Raw genomic sequence first — 18,687 nt, 5'->3', positions numbered from 1 at the left:
TCCTCATTCACTCTGATCAAGGTTGGCACTATCAAATGAAACAATACCGTCATTCTCTTAAGAATTGTGGCATAACTCAAAGTATGTCTCGCAAAGGAAACTGTTATGACAATGCCGTTATTGAAAATTTCTTCGGTATCATGAAATCGGAATTTCTGTATCGAAAAGAATTTGAAAGTATAACACATTTCAAACAAGAATTAGCAAAGTATATAGAATACTATAATCATAAAAGAATTAAGGCAAAATTAAAGGGTATGAGCCCAGTACAATACCGGGCTCATACCCTAGAGCCTGCCTAATGAAACGACCTGTCTAACTTTCGGGGTTCACTTCACGATGAGACTGACTCTTTTTTACTGACTAGTTTAATACTTTAACTGTAACTGTTTTACGTCCCCAGCTACTTGATGAACCTTTATCTGGCATTAAAACGTCGATTTTATTACCTTTAATAGCTCCACCAGTATCACCAGCGATTGCTACTCCGTAACCTTCAACCCATACTTTTGAACCTAATGGAATGACACTTGGATCAACTGCAATTAGTTTCATGTTTGGATTAGCTGTTAAGTTGTGGCCTAAAGCTGATTTTACTTGGTCGCCTGCTTTATAACCATTTTCAAGTGGATCTGCTGTATAAGCTGTTGCTACAACACGTAACTCACGAGAAGATGATGGTGCACTAGTTTCAGTTTCTTTTGCAACAGGTTGTTGTGTAGCTGGTTTTTGAGTTTTAGCCGCTTCACGAGCTTTAGCTGCTTCTTGAGCCTTAGCCGCTTCACGAGCTTCAGCTGCTTCTTGAGCCTTAGCTGCTTCTTGAGCCTTAGCTGCTTCACGAGCTTCAGCTGCTTCTTGAGCTTTAGCCGCTTCACGAGCTTTAGCTGCTTCTTGAGCCTTAGCCGCTGCTTGAGCTTCAGCATCTGCTTGAGCTTTAGCTGCTTCACGAGCTTTAGCCGCCTCTTGAGCTTTAACTTCTGCTTGAGCTTCAGCATCTGCCTGAGCTTTAGCTGCTTCTTGAGCCTTAGCTGCTTCACGAGCTTTAGCCGCTTCTTGAGCTTTAACTTCTGCTTGAGCTTCAGCTGCTTCGCGAGCTTTAGTTGCTTCCACTGCTTTAGCTTTTGCTTGAGTTTCAGCTACTTCCTGAGCTTTAACTGCTTCACGAACTTTAGCTGTATCTTGAACTGTAGTCGTTTTTTCAACTTTAACTACTGGTTGAACTTTAACTGGTGCTTTACCTGTTAAGTAAGGAACATGAACATAAGCTGTTTTTCCGTTATATTCAAATTGAATCCAATCATTCTGTACTTGGTGTGTTGTTTCAATTACATCATCTTTTTTCAACTTACCAAGAATCTCTGAGTCTGTGTTTGCTCCAGCACGTACGTTTAATACGTTTGCTGTTACGTAGTAAGTGTCTTTTGTATAGTCAGCGCTTATGAAAGCTTCTTTACCGCTATTCAATTGAACTTTTGACCAACCATTTTCTGTATGTAAAACATTTACTTTATATCCATCTAATAATTTTCCTACAACTTTTGATTCAGTAGTTGGGTTTTCTCGTACGTTTAGTACGTCAGTCGTTACGATTGTTTCTGCTTTAGCAGATGTTGTGAAAATCCCAAGACCAAAAACCGCTGCTGTTGCTATACCCATAAATTTTTTCATAATAGCCTCCATTGCATTTGTTTTCGTTGACCTCATTATAGCAACCATTATTTTCTTATTTGCGAAAAACATAAAATTACAAAGCTTTCGTAACGGGGCATTAATATTCTGTAACAATTCCATAAATATCCTGATAGCGCTTCCTTGTTGTTTTTTGGCGTATCAGGGCATATGAAACACAAAACGAGTAGCATTTCAATTACTGTAACGTTAATAATATTACAGTAATATTTCTAGGTGATATCTATAGTGTTACGAAAGTAGCATATTTTACTGTTTGAATGGAAAATTAGTTATAAAACGATAATCTTTTTAGGCGTGAAAATATATAAATGAGGTGAAATTTAATAAAATATCGGTATAATTGTTACAAAATCAGTCGAAGTATGGAAAAAATTACGCCTTGATTTTCGTCTGTTACATAGTATTTTTGCAATAATAGAATTAGATAATAGCCTTAGTACCTATAAATAATGAAGAGTATTAGAATGATAGTTGTAACGTGAAACATATATAATAGAAGAAACTCAATTTAGTAGATAAATAAAAAACGTAGGAGTGTAAACTCCTACGTTTTTGTTTATTCATATCGTAAACATTCAATTGGATCCAGTTTGGCAGCTTTGTTAGCTGGTAGTAAACCGAATATAATACCGATTAACATGGAGATACCTACTGCAAGAAGTCCAAGTTCTTTTGAGACAACGAGTGGCCATCCAGCAAAGATTGAGACGATCCAAGCGAAGAAAATACCGAGCATGAATCCGATGAAACCACCAAGTCCTGTTAAAATACAAGATTCGATTAAGAATTGTGTTAATACTTTACCACGTGTTGCACCAAGTGCTTTACGAATACCAATCTCACGTGTACGTTCTGTTACAGATACGAGCATGATGTTCATTACACCGATACCACCAACAAGTAAGGAGATAGCAGCAATACCACCAAATACCATTTTCATCATACCGATTGATTCGTCTAGTTGTTTCGTAAATTCACCTAAGTCTTGTGCTTCGAATTTGTGCTCAAATTTAGGAGCTTTCATTTCGTTTAAGACAGAAACGGCTTGTTTTTCTACACTTTTACGTTCTGTCGGAGAGGTCATTGTTAATCTTACAGAGTCATACTCATTTACTCCTGAAATGACAGGCGCATTTTCAAGTGATGTATAACCTTCAGGCATAGGCATTCCAAAGTCGTTTTTCGTTTCGTATACACCAACTATTTTATACGGCTTTCCTTTTATATCTGTGTATTGATTTGATTCCCAACCACTACTAAATAATTTGTTGAAAGCTTCTTCATTTAATATAACAGCAGGGATTGCTTGGTTTAATTCACTGTCATTTAATTCACGACCGTGAACTAATTTTATTTTCGAATCTGTCATAAAGGCGCCTGTTCCACCTTTTAAATCAAGATTTACATCTTTTGAACCAGCAGATGCTTTTACTTTCATACTTACGTCTGGATACACATCTTTAACGCCTGGTACAGTTTGCAGACGGTTTAGCATATCAGGTGTGATTTTGGCACTATCTGTTCCGTAATCAGGATTGTTGTAGTAAATCGTTACTTCGTTATCTTTTCCTTGGCCTAATTCTTTTTTAAACTTTGCGTTTGTACCATCACCCATTGAAATGATAGTAATAATGGCACTAATACCGATAATAATACCTAACATCGTTAAAATAGAACGCATTTTATGAGCAAAGATAGAGGAAAGGGCCATGCGTATATTTTCACTCGTATTCAAAATTAACCTCTCCAATCTTGGACGATATTTCCGTCACGAATTACAATTTGACGTGCTGCAGCTTCCCCGATTTCACGGTCATGGGTAATCATAATGATTGTTGAGCCTTGTTTATTTAATTCGTAAAAGAGGTCCATAATTTGTGTGCTTGTTTTCGTATCAAGTGCTCCCGTCGGTTCATCGGCTAAAATGAATTTTGGGTTATTTACGATTGCACGTGCAACAGCGACACGCTGCTTTTGTCCACCTGATAATTCGTTCGGTAAGTGAGTAGCGCGATCAGCTAAACCGACTTTTGTTAAAGCAGCTAATGAGCGCTCGCGTCTTTCTTTTTTATCGACTCCAGCGTAAATAAGGGGTAGTTCTACATTTTGAAGCGCTGTAAGTCTCGGTAATAACATGAAGTTTTGGAATACGAATCCGATCTCTTTATTACGTACGTGTGCAAGTTCTGTTTCAGTCATGTTTGAAATATTTTGACCGGCTAGTTCGTACGTACCTGTCGTCGGTTTATCTAAGCAACCGATAATGTTCATTAATGTTGATTTACCAGAACCAGAAGGTCCCATAATAGAAGTGAATTCTCCTTGGTTCAGTGTTACGTCAATTCCGTGTAATATTTGAACGGATTCTGCACCATTTTGGAAGGATTTCGTGATGCCTTTTAAGTTAATCACTGGGCGACAACCTCCATACCATCTTTTAAGTCTTTTTCAGGTTTAGAGATAATTTCCTCTCCTTTTTTCACTCCAGAAACTTTTGCTTCGCTATCAGTCTCGAATTCAACAGTAACTGCTTGTTCTCTCGCCTTACCGTCTTTTACAACGAAGACAACATTTTTGTCACCTTTTTTCACGATACTGTTTTTCGGAACAATTGTACCAGTTGCTTCGCCAGATTTACTTGTTACGTAAACGTGGAAGCCGTTTTGTAATTCGTCACTATTATCTAATGTGACAGTGAATTGATAGTTAGAAACAGTTTTATTTTCATCCATGCTCTTTAATGGTGTAGAACCGATTTCTGTTACTTTTCCTGTCCAAGTCTTACCAGCGACAGTTTTTGATGAAACAGTTACTTCTTGCCCAACTTTCATACTAGCAAGCTCATATTCAGAAAGTTGACCTTTTACCTTAAATTGACCAGCGTGACGAAGAGTAACTCCGCTCATACCTGTTTTTTCGTCAGCAGTTTTCACGATATCATCAATTACGCCATCAGCAGGACTTGTTACAGAAAGAGTGTTTACTTTCTCTTTTGCTGCTTTAATCATTTCATCAGCTTTTTCAACTTCAAACTTTTTCATTTCAAGTTGTGATTCTAATTGCCCAACTTCAGCTTCTGATGCTTTTAATGCTTCAGCGGGAAGGCCTGCATTTTTATCTTTTTGTAATTTTTGTTTCGCCGCATCAATTTGTTTTTGGAACAACGTTACTTCTTTTTGTGCGATTTTCTTTTGCATTTCTGCTTCTGTTACACCTTGTTTCGCAGTCGGATCATTGTATTTAAATAGAAGCTGACCCTTTTTCACTTCATCGCCTTTTTTAACAGCTAATTCATATGTTCCTTTTGTTGGATCGAATGAAATAGTTTCAATTCCATTTGGAATAACTTCGCCACCAAATTTTTGCGCGTTTTGGATTTGTTTTTCAGTTACTTTATATCCGCTATATGCCATTGCTACTTCTGAACCGCCACCAGCAAATGCAAAGTATGATCCAGCTGCAATTCCGATTGCTACTACACTAGTAATTAACCCTTTATTTTTCTTCTTCATCTATTTATCACCTTTTCGTTCGTTTTAGTATCTACATTAAGTATAGAAGAGGTGAAGAATCTGACAAATCGTTTTAGCTTACAATAACCTTACAGTTTTGTAAGGTATGAATATGCAAATGTAAGGTAGAGGTTGTCCTAGTGTAAGCAAATGAATTGATTCGTCGTTTCTTTCTTACAATAATATTGTATGGAGGAAAGGAGGAAGGAAGATGGAAGCTTATTTTAGCGCGCACCCATTAAAACCATTTATTCCATACTCAAGGCAACATGCCCTTATATTATTTATTATGTTGGTGGGGATATTTTTTCTGTATCAATACCAAGATTTATTACGTCAAAGTGAGTGGAATATAACAGTTCGATATGCGATTGCATTTTTATTTATAGGGAGTGAAATTGGGCTTCATATGTGGGAGTGGAAAGCGGGGATTTTTGAGTTAGCTACTTCATTACCGTTTGAATTATGTACAATTAGTTTATTGTTAGCGTCGATTATGATTGTAACGAAAAGTTATCGAATATATGAGGTTGTATTTTTTACGGGAATTATTGGTGCATCACAAGCTATTTTAACGCCAAATTTGCAGTATGCTTTTCCGCATTTTCGTTTCATTGAATATTTCATCGCGCATGTATTGCTCATTTGGGCACCACTCTTTATGACTTGGGTGGAAGGCTATAGACCGACCTTGCAATCTATTAAGCGTACGATGATATTTTTAAACATATTGATTCCGCTTGTTTCGTTTGTGAATTACAAAACAGGTGGTAATTATATGTTTTTAGCTCATAAGCCAGAAACAGCTTCATTACTCGATATGTTAGGACCGCATCCTTACTATATTATTTCATTAGAGATAGCTGCACTTATTGGATGTTTTATTTTGTATATGCCATTTGTGAAAAGAGAAAAACAGTTACACAAAGAATCGTTAGGGTCATAACCTAGCGATTTTTTATCTATTGAATATTTACAATTCAGAAAATTAAGAATAAAATTAAGGGGTAAATTATAGAGAGAGAAGGGCGAAAATGGTCAAAAAGGTATTTTTGAATGGAATGGAAGTGACGATTCAATTTCTTATTTCGATTTTGGGGATTATTATTTTAGGGGCTTTGCCGAAATTATTTTATGGATTTAAGGTGGATGTATCAAAGTACATACAGAGTTTAAAAGAAGTGTTTGTGAACTTAATGGATATTTCCAATTTGCAATATGTGAGAGGTAAATTTTTATTTCCACAGTTGTTCGTCCATTATAAAGAAACGATTATTATTTTTTTGGCTGCTTTTTTCATTTCATTATTTGTAGCATTTTGTATCGTTTATGTAATTATGAGTAGTTCACCGCGTATACAACATCGAATTAAATCATTTCTTATCTTCCTAGAATCCATTCCAGATATTCTTCTTATTTTAGTATCACAAATTTTAGTTGTATGGTTTTTTAAACAAACAGGTTTTTTACCTTTTCAAATTGCGTCAATTGGAGGCGAGTCGATTAGAGGGTTGCCAATATTGTGTTTGAGCATCCCGACTACGATTATGTTTGTAAAAATGGTAGTGCTTCGTTTTGAAAATGAACTAGAAAAAGATTATGTACTATTTGCTAAGGCGAAAGGGCTGGGGCGCTTTCATATTTTAAATCGTCATATTTTACGAAATGTGTTGCTTAGTACACTTTTCTTTGCGAAAACGAATATCTTTTTTATGTTATCTAATTTATATATTATAGAATGGATTTTTAATACGGGTGGTATTTTTATGTTTTTGAAATCGTATGAGGGTATTAGGGTTGAGGTTTTCATCGTTAGTGTGCTGCTTATTTATATTCCGATTTTTATTTTATTTAAATTGTTTCATTATCTCATTCCGGCTGCGATGAAGGAGAGATTATAATATGTGGACGTATATAAAACGTGATAAAAGATTTTGGATAAGCATTGGGTTTCTTCTCCTATTAGTTCTTTTGAGCATCGGAAATACGTTATGGAATGATGGACACATTAGGCAAGTTACATTGCAATATGATGCGGATGAAAATCCACAAGTGCCACCGTTTTCACCTTCATCACAATTTTTACTCGGGACAGACCGGAAAGGATACGACCTGTTACATTTAGTCATTGAAGGTGCGAAGTGGACGATTGGTATATCTATTTTAATTGCGGCACTTAGAATGGTGATAGGTGTGTTTTTTGGTGTTGTGCTTGGAACATATGTAAAAAGAGGGTTTTCAAAAATTGAGGCTTTCTTTGATAGTTTTACAGTTATTCCAACAGTTATGATTGCGTACTTTTTTCTTCACTTTGCAAATGCATTTGGGAGTGGAGAGGAAACAACAACCTTTTTTGAAAGGGCTTCGTTTCAAGTTTTATTACTTGTAATGCTTGTGATGCCAGTTATTGCACTGTATGTTGCCAAGGAAGTCCGTAAGTTGAGAACCGAAGAATTTATTGAAGCTGCGTGCATATTAGGTGGATCGAGAAGGCATATTGTTATAAAGCATATTTTCCCGCATCTCTATATGACGTTTATACTTGTATTTTTTCAGCAGTTTACGCAAACTCTTACTATTTTACTGCACTTAGGGTTACTAGAAATATTCTTTGGCGGAACAGTTCAGTTTTTAGGACCGATAGAAGAAATAGAATCATACACACATGAATGGTCAGGCTTAATTGGAGTCTATTTTAGATCATTAACAGTGAATCCGTGGATCCCGCTCGTTCCCATTACATTTTTTGGACTTACCATTTTTTCAGGAAATATGATCGTAAAAAGTATAGAAGAGGCAATGATGAAAGTAAGGTTAGGCGGAGAGATAAAGAAGGCTGATATAGAAGAGGAACAATCTGCTGTGCAGTCAAAAGAAGAGTTATTTACTTTTAAACATACGATGTGAAAAGAAGCAAGCATGGATTTCATGCTTGCTTCTTTCCTTTATTTTGTAGAAACTTCACCTGCAGCTTCTGTTTGCGGAATAAAGTATCCAATTATACCACCTATTATTGCTGGAATGATCCAGCCGATTCCTAAGTTATAAAAAGGAATGGTGTGTACGATATTAGCGATAAAACTTGGTATCATTTCCACATTATCAAGTGCATGAATACAGCTAATAATAAATGCTGCGATCATCGCTCCAATGTAGACAGAAGGTTTACGTTTCGTATATTTATCGATAAATGATACGAAAACTAAAATGATTGTAATTGGGTACAAAATAATTAATACAGGTAGTGTGATTTTAATTAATAAGCTTAATCCTAAGTTTGAAATAACGAAGCTAAAGATACAAACGTATAGCACAAGCTTTTTGTATGAAACATTTGTTAGCACTGTTGTGAAGTAATTTGCAAATGCACTTACAACACCAATTGCCGTCGTTAAACAAGCGAAGATAATGGCGATACTTAATAAAACATTACCGCTTGTCCCAAAGAATTGATACATAACAGTAGCTAATAGTTGACCACCGTTTTCGAATTGCCCTAAGTTGCCGTTTGAAGCGCCGATATAACCGAGTAAGAAGTAAACAATTGTTAAGAATAGAGCAGCAATGCTTCCGCAAATGATTGTATATTTCGCGATAGATTTCTTCTCTTGTATACCGTTTTGACGAATTGCATTTACAACAATTGTTGATAGTACGAGAGCGCCAATGGCATCTAACGTTAAAAATCCTTCAAGAAATCCTTTGAAAAACGGGATGTCTTTATAGTCACCGATAGGCTCTGCAAACGTTCCTGGTGAAAGAATCGCTTTTGTTGCCATAATTGCAATAATTACAAGTAAAATTGGTGTTAATATTTTACCGATATGATCTACTAGCTTGGATGGATTTAATGATAAGAAGTAAACGACTGTAAAGAAAATCGCACTAAAAACTAACATAGAATACCATTGATCTGGGAAAAGTGGTGCAATCCCGATTTCATAAGATACAGATCCAGTTCGTGGAATAACAAATAGTGGGCCGATTGAAAGATAAATAATGATAGCGAATACTGCTGCGAATTTTGGGTGAACACGGCTCGCTAAAGTGTTAAAACTACCACCAGCAAGGGCAACAGCAACGATAGCAAGTAAAGATAAACCGACGTCTGTAATAATAAATCCTGTAATGGAAACCCACATATTTTCTCCGGAAGAAAGACCAAGAAGGGGCGGGAAAATCATATTACCAGCACCGAAGAAAACTGCGAATAGTAATAAACTAATCGAAAGTATTTGCGCTGGTTTTAAAGTTGTACGCATATAAAGAAAATCCTCCTAATGAGTATTTTTTGTCGAAAATTCAAATAATTTGTCGAGTAACTGTTATTATTTTAAAGGTCTGATGACTAGAAAGCAATAGGGAATTTTGAAAATATTAAAAAATAATGCATTAAATCGAATAAATATACTATTTATATGTTTAATAGGAAGGATTTAACTTTTAACATAAAAAAACACATACCGCTAGGATACGTGTTTTAAAAAAATATTTTTTTATCGCGTTCTTCTTTTAAAATTTCAACTGCTTCTCGGAAACGTTGTGAATGGACAATTTCTCGTTCGCGTAAAAAGCGTAGGCTGTCATTTATATCTGGATCATCTGATAAGTTAATGAGCCATTGATATGTTGCGCGTGCTTTTTCTTCAGCTGCAATATCCTCGTATAGATCGGCAATTGGATCACCTTTAGCCTGTATATAGGTTGCAGTAAATGGAACACCAGCAGCGTTATGGTAATGAAGAGCGCTGTCATGGTCGACGTAATGAGGGTCAAGACCAGCTGCCTTCATCTGTTCAGGAGTCGCATCTTTCGTCAGCTTATAAACCATCGTAGCAATCATTTCAAGGTGAGCAAATTCTTCTGTGCCAATATCAGTAAGAAGGCCAATGACTTTATCAGGAATTGTATAACGTTGATTTAAGTAACGTAGTGCAGCAGCTAACTCGCCATCTGCACCGCCGTATTGCTCAATTAATAATTTTGCAAGTGCTGGATTGCAAGTTCCCACTTTAACTGGGTATTGTAATTTCTTTTCATAAATCCACATAGTTTCTCTCCTTTATATTTGCCATGGCCAAGGACCTTTGCTCCATTCCCAAGGGGCATTAGAATAGCTGTTTCCAAACTGTTGGAGTGGTCCGTATTTTTCTTCCATCTTTTGTTTTAATACTCTCCGTTTATAGGAAAAGTCATTAAATTGATTAATCGCGGCGGTGTCATCTGGATGTGTATCTAAATAAAGAGTGAGTTCAACTAGTACAAAGTCTAATTCTTGAAGCTCCAGTAAAAGCTGATAGTATTCTTCTGGTAGCGATTGATTCACGTCAGTAGTCACCGCCCTTTTTTATAAGGATTTTCATAATAGTCATAAAAAACAGGCCATAAAGTCCCTTTTTGTAGTGCTTCTTTTGGTGTGAATTGCGGCAAGTTTGGCGGTTGAAAGCCTAAAAATAAATTAGGAGGAGTAGAATAATATTTTTTTCCGATAGGAGGACAAGGATCGAGAGGACTATGATAGGGCACGAATGATCTCATATATTTATTCACGAATAAACCTCCTTAAATGTTCATTACTACGTATTGTATTCAGACATAATAGGCCTTTATGACACATATATAAAAGTAATAAGTGCAGGGGGAATGAATGTGGAGAATGTAAAAAATTTAATTGTGTTAGAAGTAAAGAACTTAAAGGAAACTCTGTATTTTTACGAAGGAATTTTAGGAATAACACCTAGTTCAGAAAGACCACAATTAGATATTACAGGTGTTTGGTATGATGCCGATTCAACGAGAATTAGTTTTGTTATGAATCGCATGTTAGGAGGAAGAGAGAAGAGTGTTACGAATTCATGCGATGGTTTAACATTTTCGATTTCTAACATAGAGAAGTTAAAAAAGAAGCTAGCGTTTTATGAAATTTTATATACGGAAAACAAAAGTGAGAAGAGTATTGTAGTACAAGACCCAGATGGATACAAACTTCAAGTGATAGAGAAGGCCGAATAAACGGAGGGGATTTAGTGGAGAGAAATTATGAAGAAAGTGCGTTGTTTGAGCATCAATTTTGGCTAAAGGTGCTTACTGATCATTCGCAATTTTTACTTGATGCATTAGCTCCGAAGGAAAAAGAGGATATAAAGAAGGCCGCTTATTTTCTTGAAACATTTACGAATCTTTTAAATAAAGTACATAATGTGAATCTCATTACATTTTCAAAAGAGGCAGAACGAGCCGCAAAGGAAATAAGAATGTTTAAATTAAGTATTATACAGAAACAACTCGAGGGAAAAATCACTATTCATTTTACGCCAACTTTCATCAATCATATGGTAAACGAAGTAGAAGAGTATATAACAGTGTTAGAATTTTTAAAGAAAGGAGAAGTTCCGCCTGTTTTTCATGAATTACATTATCACCTCGTTTGGTTAACAGATGCGGCTGGTCATGCAGGATCTATTTCTGGTGGACTAGATCTTGTTGAAAAAAGATTAAAAGAGAAAAGTGAAGGATTCACGAAGCATTTTGAACAATTTTACTTAAAGGCAGTTGAGATGACGGGGTACTTACGGACAGAGCTTCATCATTTTCCTGCATTAAAGAAGTTTACAAAAGATGTTTCACTTGAGTTAAAATTATTTTCGCATTTTCTCCATGAGGTTGAAGAGCTGGAGTTATCGAATGAAATATTAAGTGCATTATCTGCTAGAATGGCAGATCATATGGCAAGAGAAGAATGTTATTACTTATTAAAATTAGCACAATCATCTGGACTTGAGATGCCAAAGTGTAATCCGCTTTAAAGAAAAAAGAGGTCAATTTTATTTGGCCTCTTTTTCTGTTTTATTTTCTCTTTTTATTTTTGCTTGTTCAATACTTGCCTGTAATGTCTCCATAATATTGATGATATTTGGAGCAGGAGAGATTGTTTCGGTTTTTTCCTGTTGTTCAATTTTGTTTTCGATTAGTTCGGTAAGTGCTTCTTTATACTCATCTGTATACATTTCTTGTTCAAAAGGATTTGTAAGATGGTGGATTAAATTGATTGCTGCTGTGAGTTCTTGTTTTTGAATCGGATAATTTTCATTACTTGGTAAGTTAGGTGTATTTGTTATATCGCGAATTTCATTAGGGTAGTGAATAGTTTGTAATATAAGCCCATCTTCAAAGTTACGGATAATAGCTAAATGTTGTTTTTTTCTAATGGAAATATGGATAAGACCAAGTTTATTCGTACGTTCAAGTGCTTCTTTTAATAATAAATACGATTTTTCATGTCCTGAGGTAGGGCCTATAAAATAAGAACGATCGTAGAGAACAGAATCAATTTCGTTATTTTGGACAAAAGATATAATACGAATAGATCTTGGTTCGTGAGCTTTTTGCAACTCAGCTAATTCTTTTTCATCTATAATAATGTACTTATGAGGTGCGTATTCATAGGCTTTTACAATATCTTTATCATCAATTTCTTCATCCGTACAATCAGGAGCAAATTTTTTATATTTAATAGGTGTTAAGCATTCTTTATGAAGACTTAAAAATTTTATATCGTTTTCTTCTACAGCACTATATAGTTTAATTCCTATATTTAATAATCCAAGTGAGAGTGCACCTTTCCATACGGTATGCAAATGAAGTCTCTCCTTTCCTTAAAAATGATTATGTATATTATGAGATAGTAAGAAATTTCCTATACGTTTATTTGCTTTTTTAGTGAAGAGTAAGCGGGAGAGCCTGAGATATAAAATATATTGACAAGCCCTTCGAAATATTTTAATGTGAGTGTATAAAATTGTCTATAAAGGGGAGTAACTTATTACAGTAAAGTCGTCATTACAGGGAGAAACCCTCGGCTTTATTGGCAACGTTTCGTTGTTAGTGAGACCTTTACCAGCAATGGTAAAGGCCCCTTATTGTCTTTTTTAGGACCCTTACCATGTTTGGTAGGGTCCTTTTTGTATACAAAGAGAGGAGATATAAAAATGAAAAAACTTATTAGTAGATTAAGAGTTGTATTTCATGTTCGCCGATTTGTTCCATTCCTATTTGACTTTTTCACTTCAAAAGAGGTTTCAATAAAGAAGAAAATTTTATCTATTGCGTTTTTAGTTGGTTATGTTGCGATGCCGCTCGATTTAATTCCAGACTTCTTACCGTTTATCGGTATTTTAGATGATATTGGAATTGTGTTATTTATTTTGAACCGAATTGTAAAAATGGCGCCAGTTCAATTACAAGAAAAGCATAACGTAAACGTAGGATAGGAGTTAAAAATATGGAGCAAATTATTTTAGATATAATCGAGTTTTTAAAGCAGTTTTCTTATTTTGGAGTTGTGTTAGCATTAACGTTTGAATTTATTCCAGCAGAAGTAGTTTTGCCCATGGTTGGTTATTGGGTGTACGAGGGAGATATGAATTTTTGGCTTGCTGTACTAGCCGGAACCCTCGGCGGAACGACAGGACCTTTAACGTTATATGCACTCGGTTATTACGGCGGTCGTCCTCTATTAATAAAATACGGGAAATACTTCTTCATTAAAGAAGAACAAATTCAAAAAGCAGATGATTTCTTTGAGAAATATGGACCGGTTGTAGCATTTGTTGGACGCTTTGTGCCAGGAGTTCGAACGCTTATTTCTGTTCCGTGTGGTATGGCGAAAATGAACATATGGAAATTTAGTATATATACATTTGTAGCAATGTTCCCGTTAACGACTTTGTATGTTTATTTTGGAATGAAATTAGGTCCGCATTGGGAAAAGGCAGCGGATGTTGTTGGGCAATATATGCTACCGATATTAGGAGGCGTTATTCTTATCGTTGCTAGTATCTTTGTCTATAAATATATGAAGAAAAGAAATAAAACGGAATCTATCTAGTCATTTGAATATTTTTTGAAAATAGATGAATAGTACAGGCAAAAGACTCTGAGGGACATACACATATAGGGAATATAAAAGAGAGAGGGGAAACAACTATGTCTTGTGAGTGCTCAGGGTCAGCATTAACTTGTTGTCCAGATAAAAATTATGTGCAAGATAAAGTGTGTAGTCCGTGGTCTGCTACTGTAGTTGCAACAGCAATTGATAATGTTCTCTATACAAATAATATTAACCAAAACGTAGTTGGTACTGGTTTTGTTAAATATGATGTTGGACCAGGCCCAATTACTGTAGAGGTACTTGATTCTGCTGGGGGTACAATTGATACACAAACATTAAACCCAGGAACGAGTATTGCTTTTACGTATCGCCGCTTTGATAGTATACAAGTTGTGTTACCTGCAACACCTGCTGGAACGTATCAGGGAGAATTTTGTATTACAACACGTTATCCACTTTCATAGCAGAATAGGAGAGGTTCAAAATGGGAATGAGAAGTTCCAGTTTGTCTTGTTGTTCTAATAAAACACTTGTGCAAGACCAAGTATGTACAGACTGGTCTATTACAGGTGCTGGTACTCAAATTGTATATACAAATAATATCACGCAAGAAGTATATGGTTCAGGTTACGTGAAATACGATGTGGGAGCCAACCCGATTACAGTTGATTTTTTAGTAGGGGCAACAGTAGTTGATACAATTACTGTACAACCACAAAGTAGTGGTACTTTCACTGTCCGATATTTTACTACTGTCCGAATTACTACGACAGGAACGACTGTTAATCAAGGTGAGTTTTGTATTACAGTACGTTATCCAATCTCATAAAAAGCATACCGTGAACGGTATGCTTTTTTTGAGAAAGTAATGAAATTGGTATTCTATAAGCAACATGTAAATTCACAACAGTACTTGCCTTCTAAATATAGTGAAGGATTACTTGTTATATTGATAATACTGACCGATTGTAAGTCTTTTCCTGTGTACGATATTGTATTACCAGGAAACACAGTGAAAATATTGGTTACGGCTCCAACGATCTGAATTGTAATTGCTTCTGTGCTGCTAGTACTATTGTAAACTGAGACAGTACCTGATATAAGTAGTATCCCATCACTTTGCCACAGTATCATTGATTGTGATGCATCTTTGGTAGAAGGAATGGTGTTATTAGTTATAAGGAAATTCCCTGCAAATTCATTTGTTACTCGCTCGCAATTTGGATTTGGAGGAGGGGGCGGTGGACAAGGGTCTGGACAAATAATAGATAAAGGAGCGAAACAGCCGATATTTTTTTTATTCTTCAATACAACCCCTCCTTTTAAGTTGTCTTTTACTACTATTAAATGTAAAAGCATGGCCGATGTGTTAAAAAAAGAAGGAAATATTAAAAATTAAAATTGTCTAATAGGCTTAAACCTTAACTTATCATTAGTGTTATAGAAAAGATTATATGTGAATAGTCATAGGAAAAGAATGATCAGACTCTTTTAGACAAAAGGTGGTTGTATACAATAGTACGAGGAATGTTGGACTTAATTTCTAATTAACTGTATATTTACAAAAATCTAATAAAGTTCATTTGTTATTTAAACGACATTAACATGTATTAGATAAAATAGCCCTTGTAATGAATCAATTATTATGAGGAGGATTCACGTGGAAAGAATTGCTTTACGAAAAGTAAAAGGTCTTATTGGATTATTGATGGTTTTTGTATTAGCATTTGTATCATTTCCGTGGAGTACATCAGTCAAAGCGGAAGAGAAAAAGCAAGAAAAGGCACCAAATGAGAAGAAAATAGTTTTCCCAGTTGTAAGTGATGTTCATATTAAAAATAGTGGAACAGATGATATGTTTCGCTGGAAAAGAGCGATTGAACAGTTCAATACGCTTGCACCAAAGCAAGATGCGTTCGTAATTGTGGGAGATTTTACTGATTCAGGGTCTGTGCAGCAATATGATCGTTTCATGCAAGTATATAACGAAAATGCAAATAAAGATGCAGTACGAATGAATTCTCTTGGTAATCATGATTATTGGAACGGTTTATCTGTAGAAGGAGCGCAGAAGCGTTTCTTAGAAAAAACAGGAATGGAATCAATTTATTATCATAAAGTGGTAAAAGGGTATCATTTTATCGTAATGTCTCCAGAAAATGAAACGACACATGGGTATTATTCGGACAAACAAATTAATTGGTTAAAAGAAGAAATGGCAAAGGCGCAAAAAGATGATCCAGAAAAACCGATTTTTGTATTTTTACATCAACATATTAAAGATACAGTGTACGGTAGCCAAGAATGGGGAACAAAGGATAGTGCAAAAATTAATGCAGTATTAAAAGAATATCCGCAAGTCATTACGTTTTCAGGTCATTCACATTATCCATTAGATGATCCAAGATCGATTCATCAAAAGGACTTTACATCTGTTGGTACCTCTTCTGTAAGCTATATGGAGGTAGAGGGTGGCAAAGTGCAAGGGAATACTCCTTCAGAATCGCGTGCATTAAGCCAAGGTTTATTAGTAGAAGTAGACGATAAAGAAGTAACGATTAATCGACGCGATTTCCATACGAATTCTTGGACAGGCGAGCCATGGAAAATTAAATTACCAGCAAAGAAAGAAACATTTACACATGTAGAAGATCGTGATAAAGAAAAGCCTTACTTTGCTAAGGATGCAAAGCTTGCTGTATCAAATGTAACAGAAAATGCGGCAACAGTAACATTCCCGCAAGCATTGGACAACCTTCTTGTTCACTCTTACCGTGTACAGGCTAGAGATAAGCAAACGGGTGAAATAAAAAATAAATTGTTAGCATTCTCAGAGTTTTATCGTGATCCAGTGCCGAAAGATCTTACGTTTACGCTTGCAGGATTAGATGGCGGGAAAACATATACACTTGAAGTCTTTGCGATTGATTCATTTGGCAATGAAACCGCGCAGCCGTTAACTGCGGAAATTACTACGAAAAAAGATAATATTGACCCGAATGTGAAAGTACCAAAAGCTGATGTTTTTGATGTAAACTTTGCAGATGGTACATTTAAAGACAATTCACCATTTGGTACAAAAGGTGATGTGAAGGGCAATGTGACTATTGAATATGATAAAGCATTGAAAAAGAATGTTATGAAGTTAAACGGACAATCTAATACATTTGGATACCTTCCATTTTCAGCAGCACAAAAAGAGAAAGTAGCAAATACATTTACGCTAGAAACGGTATTTTCAATGAATCAAATCCGTGGCCAAGGTATTTTGCAAAATACAGAGAGCGGTGGAATTGGTTTTGAATCTACAGGCGATGGAACTGTAGAACTGTGGGCTCATATTGGTGGTAGCTATAAACGTGTTGGAACGAAATTAGCAGCAAATAAAACGTATCACTTAACAGGAACATATAACGGAAGTGAAGTGGCAATTTACGTAGATGGTAAAAAAGTAAATAGCCAGCCAGCTACTGGGAAAGTGTATCATCCAAACGTACCATTTGCACTTGGAGCGGATCCTGATAGTAACGGAAATGGTGGTATTCCGTTAAACGGACAAATTGCGCTTGCGAAATTATATAGTAAAGCGTTAAGTTCTTCAGAAGTATTAGCAGCGTACAATGAGTTTTCTAACCGTACGAAGTTAGAGCAAGTAACTGCGTTATTTGAAGAGCTTGGAAAAGTAAAAGAAGTGTTAGCTGGTACGTATGAATTTGGTGATAAGCCAGGTCAATATTCAAAGGAAGCATTTCAAGAACTAGAGAAAAGCTATAACATTGCAAAGCAAGCGTTCGAAAATGTAGGAAGTACTGGGGAACAAATTATTCAAACGTATAACGAATTAAAAACAGCTAATGTAACATTTGTACAATCAAAAGTGGCAGAAGAACAACCAAAAACACCGAAAGAAAAATTACAGATCAATATTGAATCTGCAAAAGCAGTAGTGAAGAAAGCGCAAGCTGTAAATGTAACAGATGGTTCAGTGAAATCATTGCAACAAAAAATTACAGTTGCAGAAGCTGTATTAAAAGATGTGGAAGTAAAAGATGCACAGGTAGAAACGATGAATCGTACATTAGAGTATGCGATTTCACTCGTTGACAAAAGTATGAACAAATAAGAGAGAAGAAAAGAAGCTTATCATGATAGGCTTCTTTTTTGTTATACTAAAAGTAGCATAGAATGAAGGAGCGAATAATTTGGAACAGAAAAAGCTAAAAAGGATTCTTGAATATGTATGGATCGCGGTTGTGCTCCTTGTAGGATATTATTTCTTAAAAGAGAAAAGTATTTGGGTTTTATTTTTAATGACTTTTTTATTAGCAGGACTAGGAACGTTATTTATTAACTTTTTCTTTGATAGTTTGAATGCCTGGAAGAATAAAAAGAAGGGAACGAAGTAAAGGAGGGAATATATGCAAAAGTGGAAGCTCATATATCAGGTGATTATTTTCCTATTGCTTGTAGGTATTGGAATGGTTAAATACTCGACACCAATAGGAAATTGGGCATGGTTTACAGCTTGCATTGGCATATTCATCATTTTACAATCGTTGACGAAAAAAAATAATAAGATATGAAGGTAGCTCG

The 18,687-nt window shown here is 35.5% G+C and carries 24 protein-coding genes; 14 read left to right on the top strand and 10 right to left on the bottom strand.

Annotated elements, in window-relative coordinates; translation table 11 throughout:
• The coding region (locus C4S65_RS25575) for an IS3 family transposase (protein ID WP_142391584.1) at positions 1–302 on the top strand (302 nt) is incomplete at its 5' end.
• A gap of 61 nt (positions 303–363) precedes the next feature.
• On the opposite strand, the gene entC is transcribed toward C4S65_RS25575, so the two are convergent.
• From entC to C4S65_RS25555, 4 genes are all read right to left on the bottom strand, one after another.
• A complete protein-coding gene (gene entC, locus C4S65_RS25570; RefSeq protein ID WP_141551091.1) occupies positions 364–1,791 on the bottom strand; it encodes a cell wall-binding protein EntC in 1,428 nt (475 codons plus the stop codon).
• 457 nt (positions 1,792–2,248) lie between these two features.
• Positions 2,249–3,427: an ABC transporter permease gene (locus C4S65_RS25565; protein WP_001097719.1), complete on the bottom strand. Its 1,179-nt coding sequence runs from the start codon at positions 3,425–3,427 to the stop codon at positions 2,249–2,251.
• Between the two features lie 2 nt (positions 3,428–3,429).
• The gene (locus C4S65_RS25560; protein WP_000609104.1) at positions 3,430–4,104 is read right to left on the bottom strand and encodes an ABC transporter ATP-binding protein; all 675 of its coding nucleotides are present in this window, start codon (positions 4,102–4,104) and stop codon (positions 3,430–3,432) included.
• Positions 4,101–5,204 (bottom strand): efflux RND transporter periplasmic adaptor subunit, encoded by a 1,104-nt coding sequence (locus C4S65_RS25555; protein WP_103945527.1) that lies wholly within the window; start codon positions 5,202–5,204, stop codon positions 4,101–4,103. Before C4S65_RS25555 ends, C4S65_RS25560 begins: the two co-directional genes overlap by 4 nt.
• 211 nt (positions 5,205–5,415) lie before the next feature.
• On the opposite strand from C4S65_RS25555, the gene C4S65_RS25550 reads away from it, so the two are divergent.
• From C4S65_RS25550 to C4S65_RS25540, 3 genes are all read left to right on the top strand, one after another.
• The gene (locus C4S65_RS25550) at positions 5,416–6,150 is read left to right on the top strand and encodes a TIGR02206 family membrane protein (RefSeq protein ID WP_098838430.1); all 735 of its coding nucleotides are present in this window, start codon (positions 5,416–5,418) and stop codon (positions 6,148–6,150) included.
• 88 nt (positions 6,151–6,238) lie between these two features.
• A complete protein-coding gene (locus tag C4S65_RS25545) occupies positions 6,239–7,105 on the top strand; it encodes an ABC transporter permease subunit (protein WP_000239687.1) in 867 nt (288 codons plus the stop codon).
• Between the two features lies 1 nt (position 7,106).
• A complete protein-coding gene (locus tag C4S65_RS25540) occupies positions 7,107–8,111 on the top strand; it encodes an ABC transporter permease subunit (protein WP_061667635.1) in 1,005 nt (334 codons plus the stop codon).
• A 38-nt stretch (positions 8,112–8,149) separates the two neighbouring features.
• On the opposite strand, the gene brnQ is transcribed toward C4S65_RS25540, so the two are convergent.
• From brnQ to C4S65_RS25520, 4 genes are all read right to left on the bottom strand, one after another.
• Positions 8,150–9,466, bottom strand: coding sequence for a branched-chain amino acid transport system II carrier protein (brnQ, locus tag C4S65_RS25535; protein WP_061667634.1), 1,317 nt, complete (start codon positions 9,464–9,466; stop codon positions 8,150–8,152).
• A 218-nt stretch (positions 9,467–9,684) separates the two neighbouring features.
• On the bottom strand, positions 9,685–10,254 hold the full coding sequence (cotJC, locus tag C4S65_RS25530; protein WP_000265275.1) for a spore coat protein CotJC: 570 nt from the start codon (positions 10,252–10,254) through the stop codon (positions 9,685–9,687).
• Between the two features lie 12 nt (positions 10,255–10,266).
• On the bottom strand, positions 10,267–10,530 hold the full coding sequence (locus C4S65_RS25525; protein ID WP_001076510.1) for a spore coat protein CotJB: 264 nt from the start codon (positions 10,528–10,530) through the stop codon (positions 10,267–10,269).
• A gap of 8 nt (positions 10,531–10,538) precedes the next feature.
• On the bottom strand, positions 10,539–10,754 hold the full coding sequence (locus tag C4S65_RS25520; protein WP_001046257.1) for a spore coat associated protein CotJA: 216 nt from the start codon (positions 10,752–10,754) through the stop codon (positions 10,539–10,541).
• A gap of 93 nt (positions 10,755–10,847) precedes the next feature.
• Between C4S65_RS25520 and C4S65_RS25515 the strand changes: the two genes are divergently transcribed.
• Entirely contained in the window at positions 10,848–11,216 is a 369-nt protein-coding gene (locus C4S65_RS25515; RefSeq protein ID WP_003276813.1) for a VOC family protein, read from the top strand.
• 14 nt (positions 11,217–11,230) lie between these two features.
• Positions 11,231–12,010: a DUF2935 domain-containing protein gene (locus tag C4S65_RS25510; RefSeq protein ID WP_098223098.1), complete on the top strand. Its 780-nt coding sequence runs from the start codon at positions 11,231–11,233 to the stop codon at positions 12,008–12,010.
• Between the two features lie 18 nt (positions 12,011–12,028).
• On the opposite strand, the gene C4S65_RS25505 is transcribed toward C4S65_RS25510, so the two are convergent.
• Complete coding sequence (locus C4S65_RS25505) at positions 12,029–12,841, bottom strand: Ku protein (RefSeq protein WP_000557726.1); 813 nt, start codon at positions 12,839–12,841, stop codon at positions 12,029–12,031.
• A 351-nt stretch (positions 12,842–13,192) separates the two neighbouring features.
• On the opposite strand from C4S65_RS25505, the gene C4S65_RS25500 reads away from it, so the two are divergent.
• The 4 genes from C4S65_RS25500 (at position 13,193) to C4S65_RS25485 (ending at position 14,923) form a co-directional block, all read left to right on the top strand.
• Complete coding sequence (locus C4S65_RS25500) at positions 13,193–13,474, top strand: DUF1232 domain-containing protein (protein ID WP_000733844.1); 282 nt, start codon at positions 13,193–13,195, stop codon at positions 13,472–13,474.
• 11 nt (positions 13,475–13,485) lie between these two features.
• Entirely contained in the window at positions 13,486–14,091 is a 606-nt protein-coding gene (locus C4S65_RS25495; protein WP_000435017.1) for a DedA family protein, read from the top strand.
• A 98-nt stretch (positions 14,092–14,189) separates the two neighbouring features.
• On the top strand, positions 14,190–14,558 hold the full coding sequence (locus C4S65_RS25490) for a DUF3992 domain-containing protein (protein WP_001277542.1): 369 nt from the start codon (positions 14,190–14,192) through the stop codon (positions 14,556–14,558).
• 20 nt (positions 14,559–14,578) lie between these two features.
• Positions 14,579–14,923 (top strand): S-Ena type endospore appendage, encoded by a 345-nt coding sequence (locus C4S65_RS25485; protein ID WP_000525819.1) that lies wholly within the window; start codon positions 14,579–14,581, stop codon positions 14,921–14,923.
• 53 nt (positions 14,924–14,976) lie between these two features.
• Here the strand turns inward: C4S65_RS25485 and C4S65_RS25480 are convergent, their stop codons facing one another.
• On the bottom strand, positions 14,977–15,357 hold the full coding sequence (locus C4S65_RS25480; protein WP_255262257.1) for an S-Ena type endospore appendage: 381 nt from the start codon (positions 15,355–15,357) through the stop codon (positions 14,977–14,979).
• On the opposite strand from C4S65_RS25480, the gene C4S65_RS35705 reads away from it, so the two are divergent.
• The 4 genes from C4S65_RS35705 (at position 15,245) to C4S65_RS34640 (ending at position 18,677) form a co-directional block, all read left to right on the top strand.
• Positions 15,245–15,493: a hypothetical protein gene (locus C4S65_RS35705; protein ID WP_003306373.1), complete on the top strand. Its 249-nt coding sequence runs from the start codon at positions 15,245–15,247 to the stop codon at positions 15,491–15,493. The two genes, C4S65_RS25480 and C4S65_RS35705, sit on opposite strands and share 113 nt — an antisense overlap.
• A 261-nt stretch (positions 15,494–15,754) precedes the next feature.
• Positions 15,755–18,217 carry an FN3 and LamG domain-containing metallophosphoesterase family protein gene (locus C4S65_RS25475; RefSeq protein WP_000439560.1) on the top strand — a complete coding sequence of 821 codons (2,463 nt, stop codon included), beginning with the start codon at positions 15,755–15,757 and terminating at the stop codon, positions 18,215–18,217.
• Between the two features lie 79 nt (positions 18,218–18,296).
• Positions 18,297–18,500, top strand: a complete 204-nt coding sequence (locus tag C4S65_RS25470) for a hypothetical protein (protein WP_000435797.1) — start codon at positions 18,297–18,299, stop codon at positions 18,498–18,500.
• Between the two features lie 12 nt (positions 18,501–18,512).
• Positions 18,513–18,677 carry a hypothetical protein gene (locus tag C4S65_RS34640; protein WP_086406527.1) on the top strand — a complete coding sequence of 55 codons (165 nt, stop codon included), beginning with the start codon at positions 18,513–18,515 and terminating at the stop codon, positions 18,675–18,677.
• Positions 18,678–18,687 lie beyond the last annotated feature (10 nt).

The sequence above is a fragment of the Bacillus sp. ok061 genome (genome assembly GCF_900108285.1).
GTDB classification, from domain to species: Bacteria; Bacillota; Bacilli; order Bacillales; family Bacillaceae_G; genus Bacillus_A; species Bacillus_A thuringiensis_S.
Note: the sequence above shows the minus strand (reverse complement) of the source record. Positions and strands in the feature narration are given on the sequence as shown.

Coding starts and splice junctions, on each gene's coding strand:
- C4S65_RS25490 (WP_001277542.1), top strand. CDS start 14,190: ATGTCTTGTGAGTGCTCAGGGTCAGCATTAACTTGTTGTCCAGATAAA.
- C4S65_RS25555 (WP_103945527.1), bottom strand. CDS start 5,204: ATGAAGAAGAAAAATAAAGGGTTAATTACTAGTGTAGTAGCAATCGGA.
- C4S65_RS25515 (WP_003276813.1), top strand. CDS start 10,848: ATGAATGTGGAGAATGTAAAAAATTTAATTGTGTTAGAAGTAAAGAAC.
- C4S65_RS25540 (WP_061667635.1), top strand. CDS start 7,107: ATGTGGACGTATATAAAACGTGATAAAAGATTTTGGATAAGCATTGGG.
- C4S65_RS25495 (WP_000435017.1), top strand. CDS start 13,486: ATGGAGCAAATTATTTTAGATATAATCGAGTTTTTAAAGCAGTTTTCT.
- C4S65_RS25485 (WP_000525819.1), top strand. CDS start 14,579: ATGGGAATGAGAAGTTCCAGTTTGTCTTGTTGTTCTAATAAAACACTT.
- cotJC (WP_000265275.1), bottom strand. CDS start 10,254: ATGTGGATTTATGAAAAGAAATTACAATACCCAGTTAAAGTGGGAACT.
- entC (WP_141551091.1), bottom strand. CDS start 1,791: ATGGAATTGTTACAGAATATTAATGCCCCGTTACGAAAGCTTTGTAAT.
- C4S65_RS25545 (WP_000239687.1), top strand. CDS start 6,239: ATGGTCAAAAAGGTATTTTTGAATGGAATGGAAGTGACGATTCAATTT.
- C4S65_RS25550 (WP_098838430.1), top strand. CDS start 5,416: ATGGAAGCTTATTTTAGCGCGCACCCATTAAAACCATTTATTCCATAC.
- C4S65_RS25500 (WP_000733844.1), top strand. CDS start 13,193: ATGAAAAAACTTATTAGTAGATTAAGAGTTGTATTTCATGTTCGCCGA.
- brnQ (WP_061667634.1), bottom strand. CDS start 9,466: ATGCGTACAACTTTAAAACCAGCGCAAATACTTTCGATTAGTTTATTA.
- C4S65_RS34640 (WP_086406527.1), top strand. CDS start 18,513: ATGCAAAAGTGGAAGCTCATATATCAGGTGATTATTTTCCTATTGCTT.